This is a genomic window from Allorhizocola rhizosphaerae (assembly GCF_003426775.1).
Lineage (GTDB): Bacteria > Actinomycetota > Actinomycetes > Mycobacteriales > Micromonosporaceae > Allorhizocola > Allorhizocola rhizosphaerae.
On sequence record NZ_QJUG01000166.1, the window covers coordinates 1 to 18,632 of the forward strand.

The following is an 18,632-nucleotide window of genomic DNA, read 5'->3' on the forward strand; positions in this document are numbered from 1 at the left end:
CCACACCGTCGAACCCCCCACCACCCCAGCCCCTTCCCCCACCCCTTCCGGTTGATCATGAACTTACGTCCATGTTGGACGGCGCAAACCCGGCCGGGCCGCCCGCGCGGCTGTGCCGGATCGCGCTGAAGAGAACGTGCTGGCGAGAAGTCCGAAACCCGCGAGGAATCGGGCTCTGACGGGTGTTGTATTGGGGCATGAAGGTTGACGAATTGGCGCTGGCGGGCGTCGGCGGAGCGCTGACTTCGGTGTCGTTCGCGGCGCGGCCCGAAGGGCACGACGCGTTCGGTGAGGCCGTGCGGCAGCTGGAGGAGTATTTCGCGGGCGAGCGGCGCGAGTTCGAGCTCACGCTGAGGCCGCGCGGCACGGAGTTTCAGCGTCGCGTGTGGGCGGCACTGGACGAAATACCCTATGGCACAACGATGACGTACGGCGAACTGGCGCAAACCGTTGGCGCGCCACGGGATCGGATCCGTGCCGTGGCCGCGGCCGTTGGTGCCAATCCACTCCTGATCGTGCGCCCGTGCCACCGCGTCATCGGCGCGAACGGCTCACTGACCGGCTACGCGGGCGGAGTCGAGCGCAAACTGCGCCTGCTCACGATCGAGGGCGCGCTCGCGCCGGCCCTGCTGTGACACCGCCGACGGGCCGGGAGAGCCCGGAGCTCGTGCGGCTGCTGCCGATTGCCCGCGATCGGGCGATCCGCCTCGGGCACGAAGCCCCGTGGCCGGACACCCTCGGCCCGGTGATGCACGATGCCGTCGGCTAAGCAGGTCGCCAAAAGCCTTGTCCGCAACATCGGCGACCGGGGCCAGGTCAGCCCAGGACTATCCACCGGAGTTACGGACAACAATTCTCAGCAGGTGCTTAGCAGCGAGTGTCCTCTTTGGGCAGTCGATTGTTGAAGAGGTACTCGATGACGATGGTGTCGACGCACCGGTCGCCGCGCATGAATGCGCCGTGCTCGTCGGACTTGCGCACGACGAGGACGGCGTTGTCGAGCTCCTGCTCGACCTCCTTCGCCTCCTGCGCCGTCGTTATCCTGTCGCCCGAGTTGTTGAGCAGCAGGATGGGTCCGATCCCCGGCGCGCGCACCCGATGCGGCCGGAACGTGGGCGCCGCGGGCCAGATCTCGCACAGCGAGGACCGGTACGTCAGCCACGCCCCGAAGTAGGGCGCGCTCGCCGCGGCCTTCGCCGCCACGCGGTCGATGCGCTCCAACGCCTTGGCCCGGTCGGGCACGCCCGCGTCCGGATCGCCGGTCAGGCACGTGACAGCGACGTATATCGCTTTGTTGTGGTCGTACGTGCCGTCCCGTTCGCGCCCGTTGTGCTTGTCCGCGAGGATCTGGATCGCATCGATGTCGTCGACCGGGAACGGCTTCAGCGGCGGCTTGGTCGCCTGGAACAGGGCCGTGCGGGCGACGGTGGCGTTGACGATGCGGCCGTCGCCGGCCCGCCTCGGCTGCGCCTGAAGCGAAGCCAGCAGCGCATCGACGCGGGCCGGATCCGCCACCCGGGCGACGTTGTCCTCGTTGGGAGTGCGGGCCGGCGGCTGGTCGCCGACATCGATGTTGGGCGCTGCCACAGGGTTGTCGATGGAGTCAAGAACCATATGACCGACCCGATCCGGGTACAGTTCGGCATACGTTAGGCCGACCCGGGTCCCATACGAGAAGCCAAAATAGTTGAGCCGGTCCTCGCCGAGCGCGACACGCAGGGTTTCAAGATCGCGCGCGATGTTATCGGTACCAACAAAAGATAAAAAGGGTCCCGAATTGGCCGCGCAGGCATCGACGAATCGCGTTGTCGCGGCATGTGCCTCACGCCCGATGAGCTCGGAGCTGTAGTAATCGTCGAGCTCCCGGGGGCTCAGGCAATGCACCCGCGTGCTGTTGCCCAGCCCTCGATAATCAAAACCGACGATATGGTACCGGGCACGCAACGGCTCAAGGCCCGACGCGTGGCGCCGGATGTGGTCGGTGCCCGCGTCGCCCGGCCCGCCGACGCCGAAGACGAGCGTGCCGATCGCCTCCCCGCGTGCCGGCAGGCGCTTGACCGCGAGCTGGATGACCGGCCCGTCCGGCTGCCGATGGCTCAGCGGCGCGGTGATTTTGGTGCACTCGAAGATGTGGTCACAGGGTGCCCAGCCGAGCTCGGATTGCGCGCGCACCGGCGCGCACCCGAACAGCAGGGCAACGGTCATCGCATACAAAACCGCCTTATAGCCCATATGCTAGATCATCCCGCGACTCGGTCGTGGAGCGTGTCGGAACCGTAATTGCGGCATACAGTAGTGTGACTCACCGCACGTCCCGCGGCTAGACCACGTGGAGGGTGCCCATGGTGGCCACAACACTGGCGCAGCAGATGGTGCGAAATCGTGTGCCCGCCGGGCGAAGACGCGCCTTCGCGATATATGCCCTTTCCGTGATGGCTCTGGCCATTGCGCTTACGGTCAGCGACTTCTCGGGCCTGCCAACGCTGGGCCGGGTCAACCAGGGCTTTTGGATCATGGCGGCGTTCGCCGTGCTGGCCGACGCGCGCCCGGTCACGCTGCCCGGCAAGTGGAACACCGCAGCCATCTTCCCGTCCATCTGCTTCACGTTTGCCATCATGCTCATCTATGGCACGGCCCCGGCGGTGATCGTGCAGTGCCTGGCGGTGATCGTCTCGTCGTGGCGGCTGCGGCACGCGGCCTGGCGGGCGATCTTCAACATGGGGCAATATGCGTGCGCCATCGGCCTTGGCCACCTGGTCTACCTCAGCGTGCTCGAATTCAACGCCAACTACCGCATGCCGGCCATCGTCCTCGCGGCGGTGGCCTGGTTTGCCGCGAAATATCTGACCACCGCGCTGGCCATCTACTTCCGCGACCGCGTGGCGTGGTGGCCGATGGTGCTCGGCCCGCTGGCCGCCGAGGCGATGACGACCGGTGCACTGCTCATGCTCGCCCCGGCCGTGATGATGAACGCGCAGCGCCGGCCGGAGTTCCTGCTCGCCTTTCTGCTACCGCTGATCGCCGTGCGGCGCTTGGCCATCATGACCGCGCAGCAGCGCCATCTGGCCAATGTGGACCCGCTCACCGGCCTGGCCAACCGCAAGGCACTGGTCGCCGAGGTCACCGGGGCCGCGGCCAACCACTCGCACCTGGCCGTGCAGGGCGATCCGGAGCGGGGCTTCGCGCTCATGGTGATCGACCTCGATCGGTTCAAGCGGGTCAACGACGTGCTCGGGCACGAGGTCGGCGACCGGCTCCTGATCGCGGTCGGGGACCGGCTCGCCAACACGGTCCGCACCCGCCCCGGCGACCTCGTGGCCCGGCTCGGCGGGGACGAATTCGCCGTCGTGGCAAAGCGTTTGAGCGATCCGGCGGAGGCTCGGGCGGTGGCCCAGCGCATCGAGGAGTCGCTGATCGCGCCGGTCGTGCTGGACGGGTTGCCGCTTGACGTCAGCGGATCGATCGGCATAGCGATGTACCCGGAGCACGGCACGGACTTCGCCACCCTGTTCAGGCATGCTGACGTGGCAATGTATTCGGCGAAGCAGCGCGGTGCAGGCGTCGCCGTGTACAGCCCCGGAGTCGACACAACCTCGCCCGCATGCCTTGGCCTGCTGGGCGATCTGCGCCGGGCACTGGGCCGGTCCGACCACGGTGGACTGTCGCTTGTGTACCAACCGCAAATCCAGGTCAGCACGGGCGAAGTGGTCGGCATCGAAGCGCTGCTGCGCTGGCATCACCCGACCCGCGGCGAAATCGTGCCCGAGGAAATCATCCGGCTGGCCGAGCCGAGCCCGGTCATGCGTTTGCTCACCAAGTGGGTGCTGGAGCAGGCGGTCGCGCACCTGGCGGCGTGGGCGAGCGTGCCGCGCATCGCGGTCAACGTGTCAGTGCGCGATCTGCACAACTCCGAGGTCGTGCAACTGATCGAGCGGCTGCTGCGCAAGCACGGCGTGTCGCCCCACCGGCTGCAGCTCGAAATCACCGAAAGCGCTCTGATGGCCGACCCGCACCGGGTGCTCACCACGCTCAACGACCTGCATCGCCTGGGCATTGGAATTGCGTTGGATGATTTCGGTACCGGATACAGCTCCATGCAACATTTGCGCCGGCTGCCGCTGACCGAGGTCAAAATCGACCGCTCGTTCGTGCAGGGCATGGTGTCCGATTCGGATGATCGCGCGATCGTGCGCTCCATCATCGAGCTGGCCGGCGCGCTGGGGCTGCGCGTGGTCGCCGAGGGCGTGGAGGACGAGCCGGCGTGGCGGCTGCTTCACTTGGCGGGCTGCGACGTGGCACAGGGCTGGTTCTACTCGCGCACGCTGACCGTCGACCAGGTGCCCGGTTGGCTCAGCACAGCCACCCCACCCGTCCCCGGCGGCACCCGCGCCCCCGACCGCACCCCGACCGCGAGTCTCGGGAGCCATGCGTGAAGCGGTCCATGCGCCGATCATGGATAGGCGAAGTATTGGGGGCCGTCGTGGGTCCAGGCGTCGCGCAGGATTTCGGCGGCGGACGTGATGGGCTTCCAGGCGTTGCCCTCGCCCACTGAGTTGAACGGGTTGTCGGGGTCGGCGACGAAGCTGGCCACCGCGAGCTGCGGCGTGTAGCCGATGAACCATGCGGCCCGGTTGTCGTCCGTCGTCCCCGTCTTGCCCGCCACCGGGTGCCCGACCTGGCCCGCGACACCGGGCGCCGTGGACCAGCCGCCGCAACCGTTTCCGGCCGCGCCGTAGGACGTGACGCACCGGCCCGCGTCCGTGGCCGTGCGGGCCACCGACGGGTCGACCTCCTGCCGGCACCGGGGATCGGCGCCATTGCGAATCGTGCCATCCGCATCCTTGTACGTCAGCGGCGTCCCGTCCGGTTTGGTGATGGACTTGACCGGTATCGCCTCGCAGAACAGCCCATCCGCCGCGGCGGTCGCATAAGCGGTGGCCATTTCCAGCGGCGTGGTGTCGGCCACGCCCAGCGTGAACGAGCCCCAGCCGGCCGCCCGCTCCGGCGAGGCCATCATGATGTCGGTCTCCGACCGCCACCGCAGTCCGAGCCGTTCGGCCATGCGCACGGCCGCGTCTGCCCCGACCGCCTGCTCCAACTGGACGAAATACGTGTTCACCGACTTGCCGTACCCCGTCCACATGTTCTGTGTGCCCGTCATGCCCCCGCTCGCGTTCATCGGGCACCACTGCGTGCCGCACGTGCTCCGCTCACCGGGCGTCCCCGGGTACTGCGACACCAACCGCATGGGCGCATAAAACGACGTGTGCGGCGAGAATCCCGCGTCCAGCGCGGCCATCAACACGAAGTACTTGAACGTCGAGCCGGCCTGATATCCGGGCAGCGTGCCACCACCCAACAACGGGTTGACCGTGTTCGGGTAGTTGCCGGGAATCTCGTATCGCTTGTTCCAGTCCGTGTGCGGCCCGTTCGCGGACTGGTCCATCGAGTAGACCCGATTCACGGCCATCGCGTGCACCTGCCCCGTCCCGGGCTGCACGGCCACCAACCCGTGCGCGAACGGGTTGCCGATTCGCTCCTTGGCGGTCACCCGCTCCATCGCGGTGGCCTGTAGCCACGGGTCCAGTGTCGTGACGATCTGGAAACCGCCGCGCCGCAACAGGTCCAGCCGTTCCTGCGGGTTGTTCCCGAACGCGGGCTGGCGCATCCACCAGTTCTTGAAGAAGTCGCAAAAGAAGCCCCAGTTGTTGTAGTCGGGGTTCACCGAGATGCAGTCGTTGGGCGGCTCATACACGTTGAGCGTCAACGGTTCTTCCTTTGCCGCTTGCACCTCCTCCGCCGCGACGAAGCCGAGGTCTCCCATTTGCTGCAGCACCCAGTCGCGCCGATGCTTGGCGGCCGCCGAGTCGTGTGAGGCCGGGTCATAGGCGCTGGGCGCCTTGACGAGCCCGGCCAGCGTGGCGGCCTCCACCAGGTTCAGCTCAGCGGGCAGCTTCGAAAAGAAGATTTGTGCGGCGGCGAAGATCCCGTAGGCCCGGTGCCCGAAGTAGGAGACGTTCAGGTACCGCTCCAGGATCTCCTCTTTGGACAGTCGCTTCTCCAGTTCCAGGGCAAGGCGGATCTCGCGGGCCTTGCGCATGGTGGTCTGTTCGGTGGCCTCGATGACGTGGCGCGGGCTGGTGGCGCTGTCGCGCAGGGCCATGCGCACATACTGCATCGTCAGCGTCGAGGCGCCCTGCGACACCTGACCGGCCGTCTGGTTGGCCACGAAGGCCCGCGCGATGCCCTTGAAGTCGACGCCCCTGTGCATCCGGTACCGCTCGTCCTCGGCGGCGATGATGGCCTGCTGCACGACCGGCGCGGTCTCGCTCAACGGGATGTACTTGCGGTACTCCTCATAGAACATCGTGATCGGTGTGACGCCGTCGCTCGCGTAGACGTAAGACGTCTGGCCCGCCGGGACCTCCTTGAGCATGCTCTCCATGTCGAGGAAGAACTGGGAGCCGGCCTTGACCGCCTTGCCCCCGGCGAACGCGAACGGCAACGCGATCAGGCTCATCACGATGCCCCCGACCAGTCCGAGGCGGAGGATGTGCGGGGCGCGCTGGAGCGCATGCAGTGCATTTGTCGTGAATCGTGCCACACAGCGACGTTATCGAGGCCCGTTCGCCTTTGCGTCTGAAATGCGAATTTTTCTGAGTACGGCTTTGCCGCGTGGCGACACCCGATAGCCCACTTCCAGGCTCTCGGTCAGGCCCAGCTCCTTGAGCCGGCGCACGTAGCGCTTGAACCTGTCCCGCTCCCACCCGATGCTCGCGGCGAGGTCGGGCGCCCGCACGCCCGGCTGCTCGGCGATCATGCGCAGAAACTGCTCCGCCCACGGGCCCATGGCTCGCACCCGTTCCGCGACACCATCGATATCAGTTGACTCCCGTAGCTCGATGCGCGGGTCGGCGCCCGCGTGCCGCAGCCCGATCCGGAACACCCGGCCCTTGTCCCGCCCAGCCAGGAAGGCGCGCAGCTCGGCCAGCGTCGCGAATCCGGCCGCTTTGGCCTCGCCCGCGGTCAGATCCCTCAAGGCGATCGCATCCACGGAGGTGATCTCCACCAGGCCGATCATGGTCCGCATCTTCGTGCCGGGCAGGACACGCGGGCGCTCCCACCTGCGGAACGCGAGCGTCACCGCGCCCGCCCGAATCCCGGCAAGTACGGCGTTAGGGATCAACATTCCAAATATCATCCCTTCTGTGTACCGATGGGTTCCCCGGTTCTTCGCCGCCTTCCTGACGGCAGTGGCGATCCTATGCGCGCTGGCCTCGCTGCGCCTCGGCCACGGGACCCAACCGGTGCGCCGGTTCATCGACGCCATCATCGTCCCGGCCCCGCCCAACCTCGCCTATGCCGCGTTCGTCGGCCTGCTCGCGGCGGCCACGGCCCGGCGCAAGCGCGTCGCCTGGTGGATCATGCTGGCGTACTTCGGGCTCCAGCTCGTCGCCGACGTCATCCTGCTGTTCCCGAGACCGGAAACCATGACCATCGCCAGCCTGGTGATCACGGTTGCCCTGCTGGCCCCGCTCCTGGTGGCGCGCAAGGAGTTCTACGCCCGCGTGCAGCGGGCCAGCCTACCCAAGGCGATCGGCGTGTTCGTGCTCCTGTCGGCGGTTTTCCTCGGGATCGCGTTCCTCTTGGCGCCCAACGAGTTCGGGCAGAGCGTGGGCAAGTTCTTCGGCGGCTACGGCACGCACGGCCATCGCTGGGGCAACTTCCTGCTCGGCCTCGCGGGCGCCACGACCCTGCTCGCCTCCGCCTACACCCTGTTCCGCACGCAGCGACAGCAGGCCGTGCTTCACCCGGACGAGGAGGTGCGGGTGCGCCAGCTGCTGGCCGAGTACGGAGAGCGCGACTCGCTGGGCTACTTCGCCACCCGGCGCGACAAGTCGGTCGTGTTCGCGCCCAATGGCAAGGCCGCGGTGACCTATCGTGCCGTCGCGGGCGTGGGCTTAGCCAGCGCCGACCCGATCGGCGAGCCCGAGTCGTGGGGGCCGGCCATCGAGGCGTGGCTGGCCTATTCGCGCTCGTTCGGCTGGCGGCCCGCCGTGATGGGCGCGTCGGAGGAGGGTGCATACGCCTACTCCCGGCACGGGCTCAAGGTGATCGAGCTCGGCGACGAGGCCGTGCTGGAGGTGCGCGACTTCGAGTTGGACGGGCGGGACATGCGGCCGGTGCGGCAGGCCGTGCGCCGCATCGAACGCCTCGGTTACACGGCCCGCATCCGCAGGCACAGCTCCGTACCGGATGAGGAAATGAAGGAAGCGGCGCGGCTGGCGGATGTTTGGCGCGACACCGACGCCGAACGCGGCTTCTCCATGGCTCTGTCGCGACTGGACGATCCGTGGGACGGTCAGTGCGTGCTGGTCGAAGCGCTTGATGCGCAAGGGAAACCAGCGGCGATCCTGTCGTTTGTGCCGTGGGGGCGCAAGGGCCTCTCGCTTGACCTCATGCGCCGTGACCGCGACGCCGACAACGGGTTGATGGAGTTTATGGTCGCGTCGCTGGTGAAGGAGGCGCCGCGGCTCGGCGTGGAGCGGATCTCGCTGAACTTCGCGGTGTTCCGGTCGGCGTTCGAGGAGGGCGCACGCATCGGGGCCGGGCCCGTCAAGCGGGCGTGGCGGCACCTGCTGCTGTTCTTGTCCCGTTGGTGGCAGCTCGAATCGCTGTACCGCTCGAATATGAAATACCAACCCCGTTGGGCCCCAAGGTTCCTCTGCTTCGGTGAGCGCCGGGAACTCGCCACGATCGGTCTTGCGGCCGCGATCGCGGAGGGGTTCCTGGTGTTGCCATGGCGGCGCGGTCAGCTCACGCCCGCGCCGCCACCGTCCGATCTGGCCCTCCCGATCGTCGAGGAGCGACCTGCGCCTTCGTCTTCGTTAGAGCGTCCGGAACAGGTGCGCGTGCGCATGGCGAAGGCGCGCGCTTATCCCGTCGGTTATCCGCGCACCCACACGTGCCTGCAAGCCCGCGCGATGGCTGGGCAGCGGGTCGCGGTCGCCGGGCGGGTGATGCTGCTGCGCGACCACGGCCGGATCGTGTTCGCTACGCTGCGGGACTGGTCGGGAGACATCCAGATCGTGGCGTCCAGTTTGGACGTCGACATCGGTGATCACATTGGAGTGTCCGGAGTGGTCGGTGGCACCGACAAGGGCGAGATCTCGGTGTTCGCCGACGACTGGGAGCTCACCGCGAAATGCCTGCAGCCGTTGCCCAACAAGCATCGCGGGCTGACCGATCCGGAGGCTCGCGTCAGGCAGCGCTATCTGGACCTCATCATGTCCCCGGCATCGCGGGACCTGCTCAAGGCGCGCAGCGCGGTCGTCCACTCGCTGCGCCAGACGTTGCACGGGCACGGCTTCCTCGAAGTCGAAACGCCCATGCTGCAACCGATCCACGGGGGTGCCAACGCGCGCCCGTTCGTCACGCACATCAACGTTTACGACATGCGCCTGTATCTGCGGATCGCACCCGAGCTGTATCTGAAGCGGCTCTGCGTGGGCGGGGTGGAGCGGGTGTTCGAACTGGGGCGCACGTTTCGCAACGAGGGCGTGTCGTTCAAGCACAATCCCGAGTTCACGATGCTGGAGGCCTACCACGCGTATGCCGACTACATGACGATGCTCGAACTGGCGCGCACGCTGATCCAAACCGCCGCGCTCGCCGCCTCCGAGTTTGTCCGCGTGGAACACGACCTCGGCGGCGATTGGCCGGTCGTTTCCGTGCACGAGGCCATCTCGCGCGCGCTCGGCGAGCCGGTCACCCCATCCACGCCTGTCGAGATGCTGCGCAAGCTGGCTTCTCAAAAAGACATTCCATACAACCCCGACTGGGGTCGGGGAGAGATGATCCTGGAGCTGTACGAGCGGTTGGTGGAGCACGCCACCCTGGCACCGACGTTCTACAAGGACTTTCCGACCGACGTGTCACCGCTGACCCGTGAGCACCGCGACGACCCGCGGCTGGCCGAACGCTGGGACCTGGTGGCGTTCGGCACCGAGCTGGGCACGGCCTACTCCGAGCTCATCGACCCGCTCGAACAACGGGCACGCCTCACCGCCCAATCGCTGAAGGCGGCCGGCGGTGACCCGGAGGCCATGGAGCTCGACGAGGACTTCCTGGAGGCGCTCGAATATGCCATGCCCCCCACGGGTGGGCTCGGCATCGGCGTCGACCGGCTCGTCATGCTGCTCACCGGCAAGACCATCCGCGAGACGCTGCCGTTCCCGTTGGTGCGCCCGCGCTAGGCCGTCATCCACGCCATGCTGCGCCACAAGCCGCGTTCGCACCCACCGCAACGAAGATACGGACGTCTATCCGACACCCGGGAATGAAGGGCGGAGCCGGGTCCCGGCGGCTCCGCCCTTTTCATCGGTCATGAACTCAAGTCCATGTTCGACGGTGTGTCGCCGCACCAACTTCGTGGTCAACAGGCACGGGTTTGCGGGCAAGCACGCACGCTTGCGGGACCTTCTCCAGCCCTTCCGGTTCGCGCAGCAGTCGGGCGCGCACGTCCATCCCGGCCTCGCTCAGCAACTCGGCGACCAGGCCGGGCGGTCTGCGGTAGGCGTGCAGCGAAACCGCGTGGCCGTAACCCTGTTCGAGATGCAAACGCTCATCGCCGACCTGGAAGGCAAGCAGCACATGGCCACCCGGACTCAGCACCCGATGAAACTCCGCGAAAACCGCCGGCAGCATCTCCGTTGGGAAATGAATGATGGAGTACCAGGCGAGGACCCCACCGACCGCGCCGTCGCCCAGGTCCAAGTCGGTCATCGACCCCTCGTCGAATGGCAACTCCGGATATGTCCGGCGAGCCACCGCCACCATCTCGGGCGACAGGTCGACGCCAAATGCGGTCAACCCGAGTGAGGACAGGTGAGCTGTCATGCGCCCTGGTCCGCAGCCGAGGTCGGCGACCGGCCCGACATCGGCGGCCTTCACAAGTTCGGCGAACGTCGCCACCATCGCAAGGTCCAGCGATGTTTCCGGAGGTTTCGTGATCAGCAGTCGGGCATAGTCGCCGGCCACGGTGTCGTATGCGGCCCGGGTCTCGCGCAGGTAGGACGGTTCGGTCACCCGCGGATCGTAGTCGCGCGGCCGGGAACGACTCTGCCGCCGACCCCCGTTGGGCGCCGGCGGCAGAAGCGGGTCAGCAGAGCTGGCCTCCGCAGTAGCCTCTGATGATGGCCGTTGCCGACCTTGACGCGGTCTGCCCACCCTGCGAGTAGGTGACGGTGACGTGGACGAATCCGTCGGAGCTGCCGCCCGGGGTGGCGACACCGCAGCCCGACGAGGTCGAGGTGCACCCGGCGACGATGTAGAGGACGTCCCCGCTGATGCTCCACGAGAACGTGTAGCCGTCGCCAGACAGGTTCAGCAGGTTGAATCCCGCGTTGTAGGTCGCGGCGGGCCGGTTGTTGGTGCACGGGTTGCGCCACGTCAACACGGTGCCTGGGGAGACGCGGCAGCCGAAGGTCTCATTGCCGAAGGCCTGTGCCGGCGAGGCGCTGACCACGGTCAATGCCGAGACGCCGAGGACGGCCGCGGCGAAGTGGGTGAGCGCCCGGCGAATCCATTGCTTCATGTGCCCTCCGTTCGAATTATGTTCGACATTCTAAACTTATCGAACGCCCCCGGAGAAGAGGTGAGTCGATCATGAAGCTACCGGTGGCGACGCCCCGTCGAACACGGACCAGGTTCATGATCGACACGAGAAGGCGTGGGCTCAGTGGGGGACGATGCCGGATTCGTAGGCGAGGATCGCGGCCTGTGTGCGGTTGGCGCATTCAAGCTTGTCCATGACCCGGGAGACGTGACTCTTGACGGTGGTCTCACTCAGGTGTAGCCGCGTCCCAATCTCCGCATTGGACAGTCCCTCGCCGAGGCATGCCAGCACCTCCAGCTCGCGCCCGGTGAGCACCTTGATCCGTTCCCGGGCACGGGAGCTGGCGCGCGTGGCCGGATCGGTGAACCGGGCGATCACGGTGCCGGTCACGGCCGGGTCGAGCACGGCGAGCCCCTCGTGGGCCTTGCGCACGGCCGACACCAGATCCTCCGGCGGCGAGTCCTTGAGCAGGAACCCGACCGCCCCGGCCGCGAGCGCGCGATAAACGTACTCCTCCTCGCCAAACGTGGTGAGCACGATGACCCTCGGCGGATGGGGCAGCTCGGTGATCTCGCGCGTCGCGGTCAGCCCGTCCATGCCCGGCATGCGGATGTCCATGAGCACGACATCGGGCCGGTCCGCGCGCACCAGCTCGACCGCCTCCCGCCCATTACCGGCCTCGCCCACCACCGCGATATCCGGCTGGGTCTCCAGCATCATGCGCAGCCCGCCGCGCATCAGCTGCTGATCGTCCACAAGCACCACTCGGATCATGGTTGGCCGCCTCCTCCGGTCGGCAGTGACGCATTGACGCTCCAGCCGCCCTCGTCCGTGGGGCCGGAGTTGAACCCGCCCGAGAGCAGATTGACCCGCTCCCGCAGACTTTCCAGGCCGTATCCGCTGTGCGGGAACTCCGGCGCCGCGGGCCGCACCGGTGGGCCGTTGCGCACGGTGACGTCCAAACAGGACGGCTGCCAGATCACCTCGACCCGCACCGGGGCGCCGGCCGCGTGCTTGCGCGCGTTGGTGAGCGCCTCCTGCACGACCCGATAGGCGGTGCGCTCGACGGCTCCGCTCACCTTTCGCGGCGTACCCTCCACAATAAATTCGATCTGGGTACCGGCCGTGCGTGACTCTTCAATCAGGCCGCCCAGATTGGCGAGGCTGGGCGCGGGGCTCAGCGGTGCCACGTCGCCCCGGCGCAACACTCCGACCAGGTCGCGCAGTTCCTCCAGCGCCATCCGTCCGGCGTTGCGGATCCGGTCGGCGATGTCGCGGGTGCGCGCGTCGGTCGCGGCGAGCTTGAGCGTGCCCGCGTGCACGACCATCAGGCTCACGCTGTGCGCGACCACGTCATGGATCTCGTTGGCGAGCCGGCTGCGCTCGTCGGCACGGATCCGCTCGGCCTCCAGTGACCGCTGGCGCAGCACGGTCTCGCTCTGCGCGCGCAAACTGTTGATCAGATCTTGGCGCTGCCGGGTGTAGAGCCCGAACAATCCAACCCATGGGTAATGGCATAGACGGCCACTCGTAGTCTCCTGCGCTGATCGGTGTCGACGGCCGACGGCGGCGCTGAGACCCCGGCCGTCGGGCGGCTGCCAACAGTGGCTGTCCGTCGAGGCGGGTTTCGCCGATCAGGTGGGCAGCGGCCCGGTCGAGCACTCCGGCACGGACAGCATGCACAGCACCGGATCCAGATGACCTGGTGGCCGGCATAACACCGGCGAGGCATACATCCTGCGCGATTCTGGGGAGCGGCTCACACTTACTTGTTAGGCTTCGGATAGACGCCTAAGTAGTGGATTGGGCCAGGCCGACGGCGTGAGCAGCGCCCCGCACCGGTCACCGCCAATGACTGAATTCCTATTGTGGGAGGCTTCCATGCCACTGGACGATCGCATTGCCATGACCTTGTACGACCGGATGTTCGAGGTGATCACCGGCGCCGATCCAGGCGCTGGATTGCCATCGGCATTCGACAGCCAGCACAATATGTTCGTCATGGCCCAGCGAGGGATGGTGCTGAACGCGGCCGACTACCGCAACCCATGGACTCCTGGGAACACCGACGGCAGCATGGCTGCCGCATTCAACATCGCCACCCTGACTGACGAGATCGTCGCGCCGAACCACCTCTATTCACCGACCGGCCAGAAGGTGTCAGATGTCTACTCGAAAATGGTCAACCTCGTAGTGGTATCCGAGCCGCCGCCGTCCGAGGAACTGCAAAAGAAGCGCGACGAGCTCAAGAAGGTCCTGTTCGAGCGTGCTGTCAACGAAGAGGGCAAGACGGTCGAGAAGACGTCTACCCTCGCCGACGATGAGCAGAAGGCTTTCAACGCCTACCAGGACGCCTACCTGGCCTACGTGGCGACGTGGGCCAGTGCCCAGGCCGACGAGAACCTGCGCCGGGTGTGGCCGATCACCGGCGCCCAAGCACTGCAGCGGCCCAAGCGTGCCTTCGCCGACTGGGGCGCCGCAGGGCGGGACCAGATCGCGTCGACGAAGGCACAACTCGCCACGTTGAACGAAGGCCAGGTAGCCCGGGCATTCGCCGATGCGCAGTTCCGCCTGAACGCCTACAAGCTGGTGCACGAACTGAACGAGGAGTTCTATCGGACCAACATTTCCCCTTCCGATTGGGCCAGCGGCGATCCGGCGACCTGGCCGCAGTACTCGTTTTCGGAAGCCAACTTCAAGCATGAGTTCTCCACGGAGGCCACCTCATGGGGAGGCGGCGCACAGGTCAGTGTCGGGCTGTGGAGCTTTGGCGGCAACGTCTCACACGCCGACAGCCGCCAGGCCATGTCTCAGGAAACGACCGATGTCAGACTGTCGTTCCGCTGGCGAATCTGCCCGATATACCGAAAGTGGATCGACGCATCGCTGTTCAAGTTGCCAAACTGGAGCGTCGGAACACTCACCACCGCAAAGGGAATCTCGGGGGCACCCGACGCGCTCATGCCGATGATCCCCTCGGCGCTGGTCATCGTGCGCGATGTCAATGTGAGCGCGAAGTGGTCGGCCCAGGACGCGGAGCGCATCAGCGAGGCCACCTCCGGCGGGGCCAACGTGGGTTGGGGGCCGTTTTCTGTTTCGGGCAACTACAGCCACAGCTCCACGAGCGACAAGTTCAGCGCCAAGCGCACCGACCAAGGATTTGTCATTCCCGACATTCAGCTGCTCGGGGTGGTTTGCACCAAGGTGCCACCGTGCCCGCCGAACTGACCTCAGCCGGTGGGCAGCTTTACGGGCAGTTTGCCCAATTGCTGGCGCCGCCAGACAGCCTCGACGAATCCTCATCGATCGTCATCCTCGAGCCTGCCGGAAAGGACATCTCGGCGCTCGGGGCGATGGCCGATCCGGCATCAGCGGAGGCGCTCGCAGACCTCGCCAACGCCGTCCCCGCGGCCGCCACCTCATTCCAGGACACCGGCCGAGCATATGACGATATGTGGAAGGTTGTTATAGAAGGTGCGGTGGCGAGCAATGCTGACGATCCCGCGTCGCTTACCGTCGCCAGAATCGTCAGTGAGAACCGGGCTGACTTCGAGATGATGGGGCGGTCGCGCTTCGGTCTGCCCGACCTGTTTCACCCGGTGCTCGCGATACCGACAGACTGGCTCAGCGCCGATGGATGGAGCAGCGTCTCGTTCCGGATCGGCGGCGATGATGCCGCTCCACCGCCACCTCCGCCGGCAGTGGTGATTCCAGAGACGGTACCGGACCTGGCGTGGCGCCAGCTCGACCAGATCCCGGCCGAGCTGGCTCCGGCGATCGCCGCACCGCAGCCTCCTCCCGTGGAGGAGGAGCAGCCGATATTTGATATCGAGGACGACCCGAACTTGGAGGAGTTTGAACGAAAAATGCTGTTGCGGATGCGCAAGGAACGAGGGGGGCCGCAGCCGCGGAGGGGAAGGCAGCCAAAGGACTACTGGAAGGTGTATAGGAAAACCACCGACGTCGCTAGCCAGGTCACGGCTACGAGCCCAGAACGGACGGGTTTCGAGCTTTCCTTCGACTACCGGGTGGTCGGTCTGCAACGGCCTTGGATGCACATACAGCTGTGCCACCTTACGGGCTGGACCGTTCCCGGCCTCGCGCCCGGCGGAGTCTCCAACGGCCGGCTGGTCGGCAATCCCGGCCTGATCCCGGTGATCACCACGCGCATGCTGGTGGTCCGCAACCTCGTGGTCCGGGCGAATTGGAGCGAAGCAGACCGCGCCAGGGGCGCAAGCGCGGGAACGATCTCGTTCGGTCCTTTCGCCGTCACCGGTGAGGCAGGGTTCGACGGCAGTCGGATGTCGCGTCCCGCGCCGCAGGTGGTCGCATGGCTGGCCCGCGCTGTGCCCGAGTGCCCGCGATAATTTACGCGCCCCGGGGGCAGGTTAGCCCATGCGTTGGCGGTGCCCGGCCCGCATCGCTGGATGATCCTTGAACAGCGCGAGGTAACGGACCCGGTTCAGGTTGAGGAATACATGATGGAGGTCCGAAAGCCCTCCATCACATGATCCAAGCGTCCACGGTTAGCGGGATTGACAGCCGTCAGCAGTTAGTGATCTTGTAGGTCGAGTATCGAGTGTGTTGGCCCCAGTCGAAAGGCTCGCCACAGTACCCATAGGACCACCCGCCGACGACGACGGTCTTGGCTGCGGACGAATAGTAGGTGAAGGTGACGCTCTGGTTGGGGCCAGCCGGTGGGATGGCCGCGGCCGGAGTCGCCGCCGTGAGCGCCAAGGCAGCGGCCGCGCATGTCACCAGCAGGCCGCGCGTGATAGGTGTCATCGATAGATCATAGCGTCTCGATATGACAGGGCAAGCAGGCTGATCGGCGACAGGGCCTGTCTGACCGGTGAAGCGCATCCCGTGGTGCGTGACTGTATTACCGCGTGATGATGTGGCCGTGTCGGCCTTGAATCGAGCGGGTCTGCGTCCACAACGGACGGTCTGATCGGATATCGCTCCCTGTATCAATTCTGAACCGTTTCGCCGCGGACAGGGCCACGACCCCGGAGGCCGATCAGTCGGATGGAACCGGATTGAAAGCGCCGACTGGTTTACTTCGACCATGCTTCAGCGTGGTCCGTGGTGTTCGCAGCCACCGGCCCAAAGGGAGCGGATACCGTGAAAGGGATCTCCTTCAAGGGAGAGGAGGCATGAAATGCGTCGAGGATTACGCGGCTTGGCAATGGCCGGGCTGCTGATCGGGTTGCTGGTCAGCGGGTCGCCGGCCAACGCGGTGGCACCAGCCGTGGCGGTCGCCACGGGGCGCCACACCTACACGGGCACCATCGACGGGGCTGACTTCAGGGTCGAGACGCCACGGCGGTGGAATGGCACCCTGGTGCTGTTCAGCCATGGCAACTGGCCGGTCGGGTTCCCGCCGCCCGGCGGGATCTGGCTTTCTAACCGGCCGCCGGACCGGTCCCGGACCGAGGCGTGGCTGCTGGACAACGGCTACGCTCTCGCCGCTTCGAACTTCAAGGGCGTCACCGGCTTCGCGATGAAGGACGCGCTGCAGGACCAGATCGCGTTGCTGGACTGGTTCGAGGCGAACATCGGGCGACCGCGCCGCACGGTTGCCACCGGCCATTCGAACGGTGCGGCGATTTCGGCCCTGCTCGCCGCTGGCGCAGCTCGCCGTCGGGGGTCTCCTCGGTGATCGACCAGCCGGAGTTGCCGCCGTCGCGGCGAGCGAACCCGACGCGCTGGCCGTCAAGCCAGCCGGTCATCCCGAGCAACTCGAATTCGTAGTCGCTCCAAGGGATCCGCGAGGGATGTAGCGCACCCGCCCGACGAGGAAGTCTCGGAGCTGGCCGGACGGTCCGGCTATCGCGGTGCGGTAAAGGTCGGCGTGGCCTTCGCCCGCCCGGAGCAGGAGCAGAACGTTGTGGGCATTGAGGCGGGCAAGGCTCACCGGACACACCTGCGCGCGATGTTGTCGACGCCGTAGCCGGTCGTCATCGGCGAAGCGGCCCGGCGATTCGAAGATCATCATGAAGATCCTCCAGATTGGTGACCTCGGCGACGCCCGAAACGACGAACATCATGGCCGCGGCGGCGACCGTCCACACGCGACGGATCGCGACCGCGAGCCCTTCCACCACATAGACCCACAGCGGCTCCTCGAACGGGAAGTTGACCAGAGCGGCGGTGATCAGCAGGTACGGGGTGAGGAGCAGGGCGAGCCCGAGGTCGAACAGGAGACTGCGGCTGGGCAGCTTCCGGATCCGCAGCCAGTCGCGGCCGGGGCGCACAGCCGGCTCACGGCCAGGGCGCACAGCCGGCTCACGGCCAGGGCGCACAGCCGGCTCACGGCCAGGGCGCACAGCCGGCTCACGGCTAGGGCGCATAATTGGCGAAGACCACGACATTGGACAGATAGTTCCGGCTCTTCCTGTCGAAATCGCCGCCACACGTGACCAGCCTGAGCAGGGCGCGGTCATTGCCGCCGTAGACCAGGTCGGTGGGGAAGCCGGCCTTCGGGTACGACTGCACACTGTCCACAATGAACCGTGGGCGGGTGCCGTCGCGGCGGTGAACGTGGATGGCATCGCCGCGCTGGAGCCGGCCCAGGTTGAAGAACACGGCCGGCCCGATGCGCTCGGAGTCGACGTGCCCGACGATGACCGCGCTGCCCAACTCGCCCGGGGTCGGGCCGAGGTTGTACCAGCTGGCGAGCTCGGCACGGTCGTGCGGAGGCACGGCGATCTCGTGGTTGGCGGCCACACCGAGGGAGAGAAGCTCAGTGTTCACGCCTATGGCCGGGATCTCCAGCCGGACGGGCTCCGAGTGGGCCAACCGCTGCCTGCGAAGCTTCACCGGCTTGGGATCGTTGGCGTCCACTTCCCCACCCGGCGATGGCGGCACTGACACGACCGGACTCCGGAGAGGCACCGCACCGGCCACGTGCAGCGGCGCGTGCCGAAGCTGGGGCTGCGGTGGACGAGGCGGCTGAGTCACCCCACCAATCACCACCATCACCACCCCACACACCCCCACGACCCCCACCCAC

16 protein-coding genes are annotated in these 18,632 nt (G+C 66.8%); 6 read left to right on the forward strand and 10 right to left on the reverse strand.

The window, feature by feature from the left end; all coding sequences use genetic code 11:
• Positions 1-197 precede the first annotated feature (197 nt).
• On the forward strand, positions 198-635 hold the full coding sequence (locus DM816_RS29155; protein WP_117213593.1) for a methylated-DNA--[protein]-cysteine S-methyltransferase: 438 nt from the start codon (positions 198-200) through the stop codon (positions 633-635).
• 232 nt (positions 636-867) lie between these two features.
• On the opposite strand, the gene DM816_RS29160 is transcribed toward DM816_RS29155, so the two are convergent.
• Positions 868-2,232 (reverse strand): alpha/beta hydrolase, encoded by a 1,365-nt coding sequence (locus DM816_RS29160; protein ID WP_117213594.1) that lies wholly within the window; start codon positions 2,230-2,232, stop codon positions 868-870.
• A 200-nt stretch (positions 2,233-2,432) separates the two neighbouring features.
• Here DM816_RS29160 and DM816_RS29165 point away from each other — a divergent pair, with 200 nt between their 5' ends.
• On the forward strand, positions 2,433-4,433 hold the full coding sequence (locus tag DM816_RS29165) for a putative bifunctional diguanylate cyclase/phosphodiesterase (RefSeq protein ID WP_246002387.1): 2,001 nt from the start codon (positions 2,433-2,435) through the stop codon (positions 4,431-4,433).
• Positions 4,434-4,450: 17 nt separating this feature from the next.
• Here DM816_RS29165 and DM816_RS29170 read toward each other — a convergent pair whose 3' ends face one another.
• Positions 4,451-6,604, reverse strand: a complete 2,154-nt coding sequence (locus tag DM816_RS29170) for a transglycosylase domain-containing protein (RefSeq protein ID WP_425455286.1) — start codon at positions 6,602-6,604, stop codon at positions 4,451-4,453.
• 9 nt (positions 6,605-6,613) lie between these two features.
• Complete coding sequence (locus DM816_RS29175; RefSeq protein WP_117213595.1) at positions 6,614-7,189, reverse strand: ASCH domain-containing protein; 576 nt, start codon at positions 7,187-7,189, stop codon at positions 6,614-6,616.
• On the opposite strand from DM816_RS29175, the gene lysX reads away from it, so the two are divergent.
• The gene (gene lysX / locus DM816_RS29180; RefSeq protein ID WP_117213607.1) at positions 7,080-10,256 is read left to right on the forward strand and encodes a bifunctional lysylphosphatidylglycerol synthetase/lysine--tRNA ligase LysX; all 3,177 of its coding nucleotides are present in this window, start codon (positions 7,080-7,082) and stop codon (positions 10,254-10,256) included. The genes DM816_RS29175 and lysX overlap by 110 nt on opposite strands.
• Positions 10,257-10,392: 136 nt before the next feature.
• On the opposite strand, the gene DM816_RS29185 is transcribed toward lysX, so the two are convergent.
• The 4 genes from DM816_RS29185 to DM816_RS29200 all read right to left on the reverse strand — a co-directional run bounded on the left by DM816_RS29185 (position 10,393) and on the right by DM816_RS29200 (position 13,113).
• Positions 10,393-11,088 (reverse strand): class I SAM-dependent DNA methyltransferase, encoded by a 696-nt coding sequence (locus DM816_RS29185; RefSeq protein WP_117213596.1) that lies wholly within the window; start codon positions 11,086-11,088, stop codon positions 10,393-10,395.
• A 73-nt stretch (positions 11,089-11,161) separates the two neighbouring features.
• Positions 11,162-11,596 carry a hypothetical protein gene (locus tag DM816_RS29190; protein ID WP_117213597.1) on the reverse strand — a complete coding sequence of 145 codons (435 nt, stop codon included), beginning with the start codon at positions 11,594-11,596 and terminating at the stop codon, positions 11,162-11,164.
• Positions 11,597-11,737: 141 nt separating this feature from the next.
• Complete coding sequence (locus DM816_RS29195) at positions 11,738-12,391, reverse strand: response regulator transcription factor (RefSeq protein WP_117213598.1); 654 nt, start codon at positions 12,389-12,391, stop codon at positions 11,738-11,740.
• Positions 12,388-13,113 carry a sensor histidine kinase gene (locus DM816_RS29200; protein WP_117213599.1) on the reverse strand — a complete coding sequence of 242 codons (726 nt, stop codon included), beginning with the start codon at positions 13,111-13,113 and terminating at the stop codon, positions 12,388-12,390. The genes DM816_RS29195 and DM816_RS29200 overlap by 4 nt, the downstream gene beginning before the upstream one ends.
• Positions 13,114-13,498: 385 nt before the next feature.
• Between DM816_RS29200 and DM816_RS29205 the strand changes: the two genes are divergently transcribed.
• Both DM816_RS29205 and DM816_RS29210 read left to right on the forward strand, forming a co-directional pair.
• Positions 13,499-14,845, forward strand: coding sequence for a hypothetical protein (locus DM816_RS29205; protein ID WP_117213600.1), 1,347 nt, complete (start codon positions 13,499-13,501; stop codon positions 14,843-14,845).
• The gene (locus DM816_RS29210; RefSeq protein ID WP_117213601.1) at positions 14,830-15,984 is read left to right on the forward strand and encodes a hypothetical protein; all 1,155 of its coding nucleotides are present in this window, start codon (positions 14,830-14,832) and stop codon (positions 15,982-15,984) included. Before DM816_RS29205 ends, DM816_RS29210 begins: the two co-directional genes overlap by 16 nt.
• A gap of 178 nt (positions 15,985-16,162) precedes the next feature.
• On the opposite strand, the gene DM816_RS29215 is transcribed toward DM816_RS29210, so the two are convergent.
• The gene (locus DM816_RS29215) at positions 16,163-16,402 is read right to left on the reverse strand and encodes a DUF6289 family protein (protein ID WP_117213602.1); all 240 of its coding nucleotides are present in this window, start codon (positions 16,400-16,402) and stop codon (positions 16,163-16,165) included.
• A 376-nt stretch (positions 16,403-16,778) separates the two neighbouring features.
• Here DM816_RS29215 and DM816_RS29220 point away from each other — a divergent pair, with 376 nt between their 5' ends.
• The gene (locus DM816_RS29220) at positions 16,779-17,279 is read left to right on the forward strand and encodes a hypothetical protein (protein WP_162907951.1); all 501 of its coding nucleotides are present in this window, start codon (positions 16,779-16,781) and stop codon (positions 17,277-17,279) included.
• Between the two features lie 298 nt (positions 17,280-17,577).
• On the opposite strand, the gene DM816_RS29225 is transcribed toward DM816_RS29220, so the two are convergent.
• Both DM816_RS29225 and DM816_RS29230 read right to left on the reverse strand, forming a co-directional pair.
• Positions 17,578-17,874, reverse strand: a complete 297-nt coding sequence (locus tag DM816_RS29225) for a hypothetical protein (RefSeq protein ID WP_117213604.1) — start codon at positions 17,872-17,874, stop codon at positions 17,578-17,580.
• 85 nt (positions 17,875-17,959) lie between these two features.
• A partial coding sequence (locus DM816_RS29230; protein ID WP_162907952.1) for a class F sortase occupies positions 17,960-18,632 on the reverse strand: 673 nt, incomplete at its 5' end.

Excerpts from the sequence above, each read along its gene's own strand:
- DM816_RS29155 (WP_117213593.1), top strand. The coding sequence starts at position 198 with ATGAAGGTTGACGAATTGGCGCTGGCGGGCGTCGGCGGAGCGCTGACT.
- DM816_RS29160 (WP_117213594.1), bottom strand. The coding sequence starts at position 2,232 with ATGGGCTATAAGGCGGTTTTGTATGCGATGACCGTTGCCCTGCTGTTC.
- DM816_RS29165 (WP_246002387.1), top strand. The coding sequence starts at position 2,433 with ATGGCTCTGGCCATTGCGCTTACGGTCAGCGACTTCTCGGGCCTGCCA.
- lysX (WP_117213607.1), top strand. The coding sequence starts at position 7,080 with ATGGTCCGCATCTTCGTGCCGGGCAGGACACGCGGGCGCTCCCACCTG.
- DM816_RS29175 (WP_117213595.1), bottom strand. The coding sequence starts at position 7,189 with ATGTTGATCCCTAACGCCGTACTTGCCGGGATTCGGGCGGGCGCGGTG.
- DM816_RS29190 (WP_117213597.1), bottom strand. The coding sequence starts at position 11,596 with ATGAAGCAATGGATTCGCCGGGCGCTCACCCACTTCGCCGCGGCCGTC.
- DM816_RS29195 (WP_117213598.1), bottom strand. The coding sequence starts at position 12,391 with ATGATCCGAGTGGTGCTTGTGGACGATCAGCAGCTGATGCGCGGCGGG.
- DM816_RS29205 (WP_117213600.1), top strand. The coding sequence starts at position 13,499 with ATGCCACTGGACGATCGCATTGCCATGACCTTGTACGACCGGATGTTC.
- DM816_RS29215 (WP_117213602.1), bottom strand. The coding sequence starts at position 16,402 with ATGACACCTATCACGCGCGGCCTGCTGGTGACATGCGCGGCCGCTGCC.
- DM816_RS29220 (WP_162907951.1), top strand. The coding sequence starts at position 16,779 with ATGCGTCGAGGATTACGCGGCTTGGCAATGGCCGGGCTGCTGATCGGG.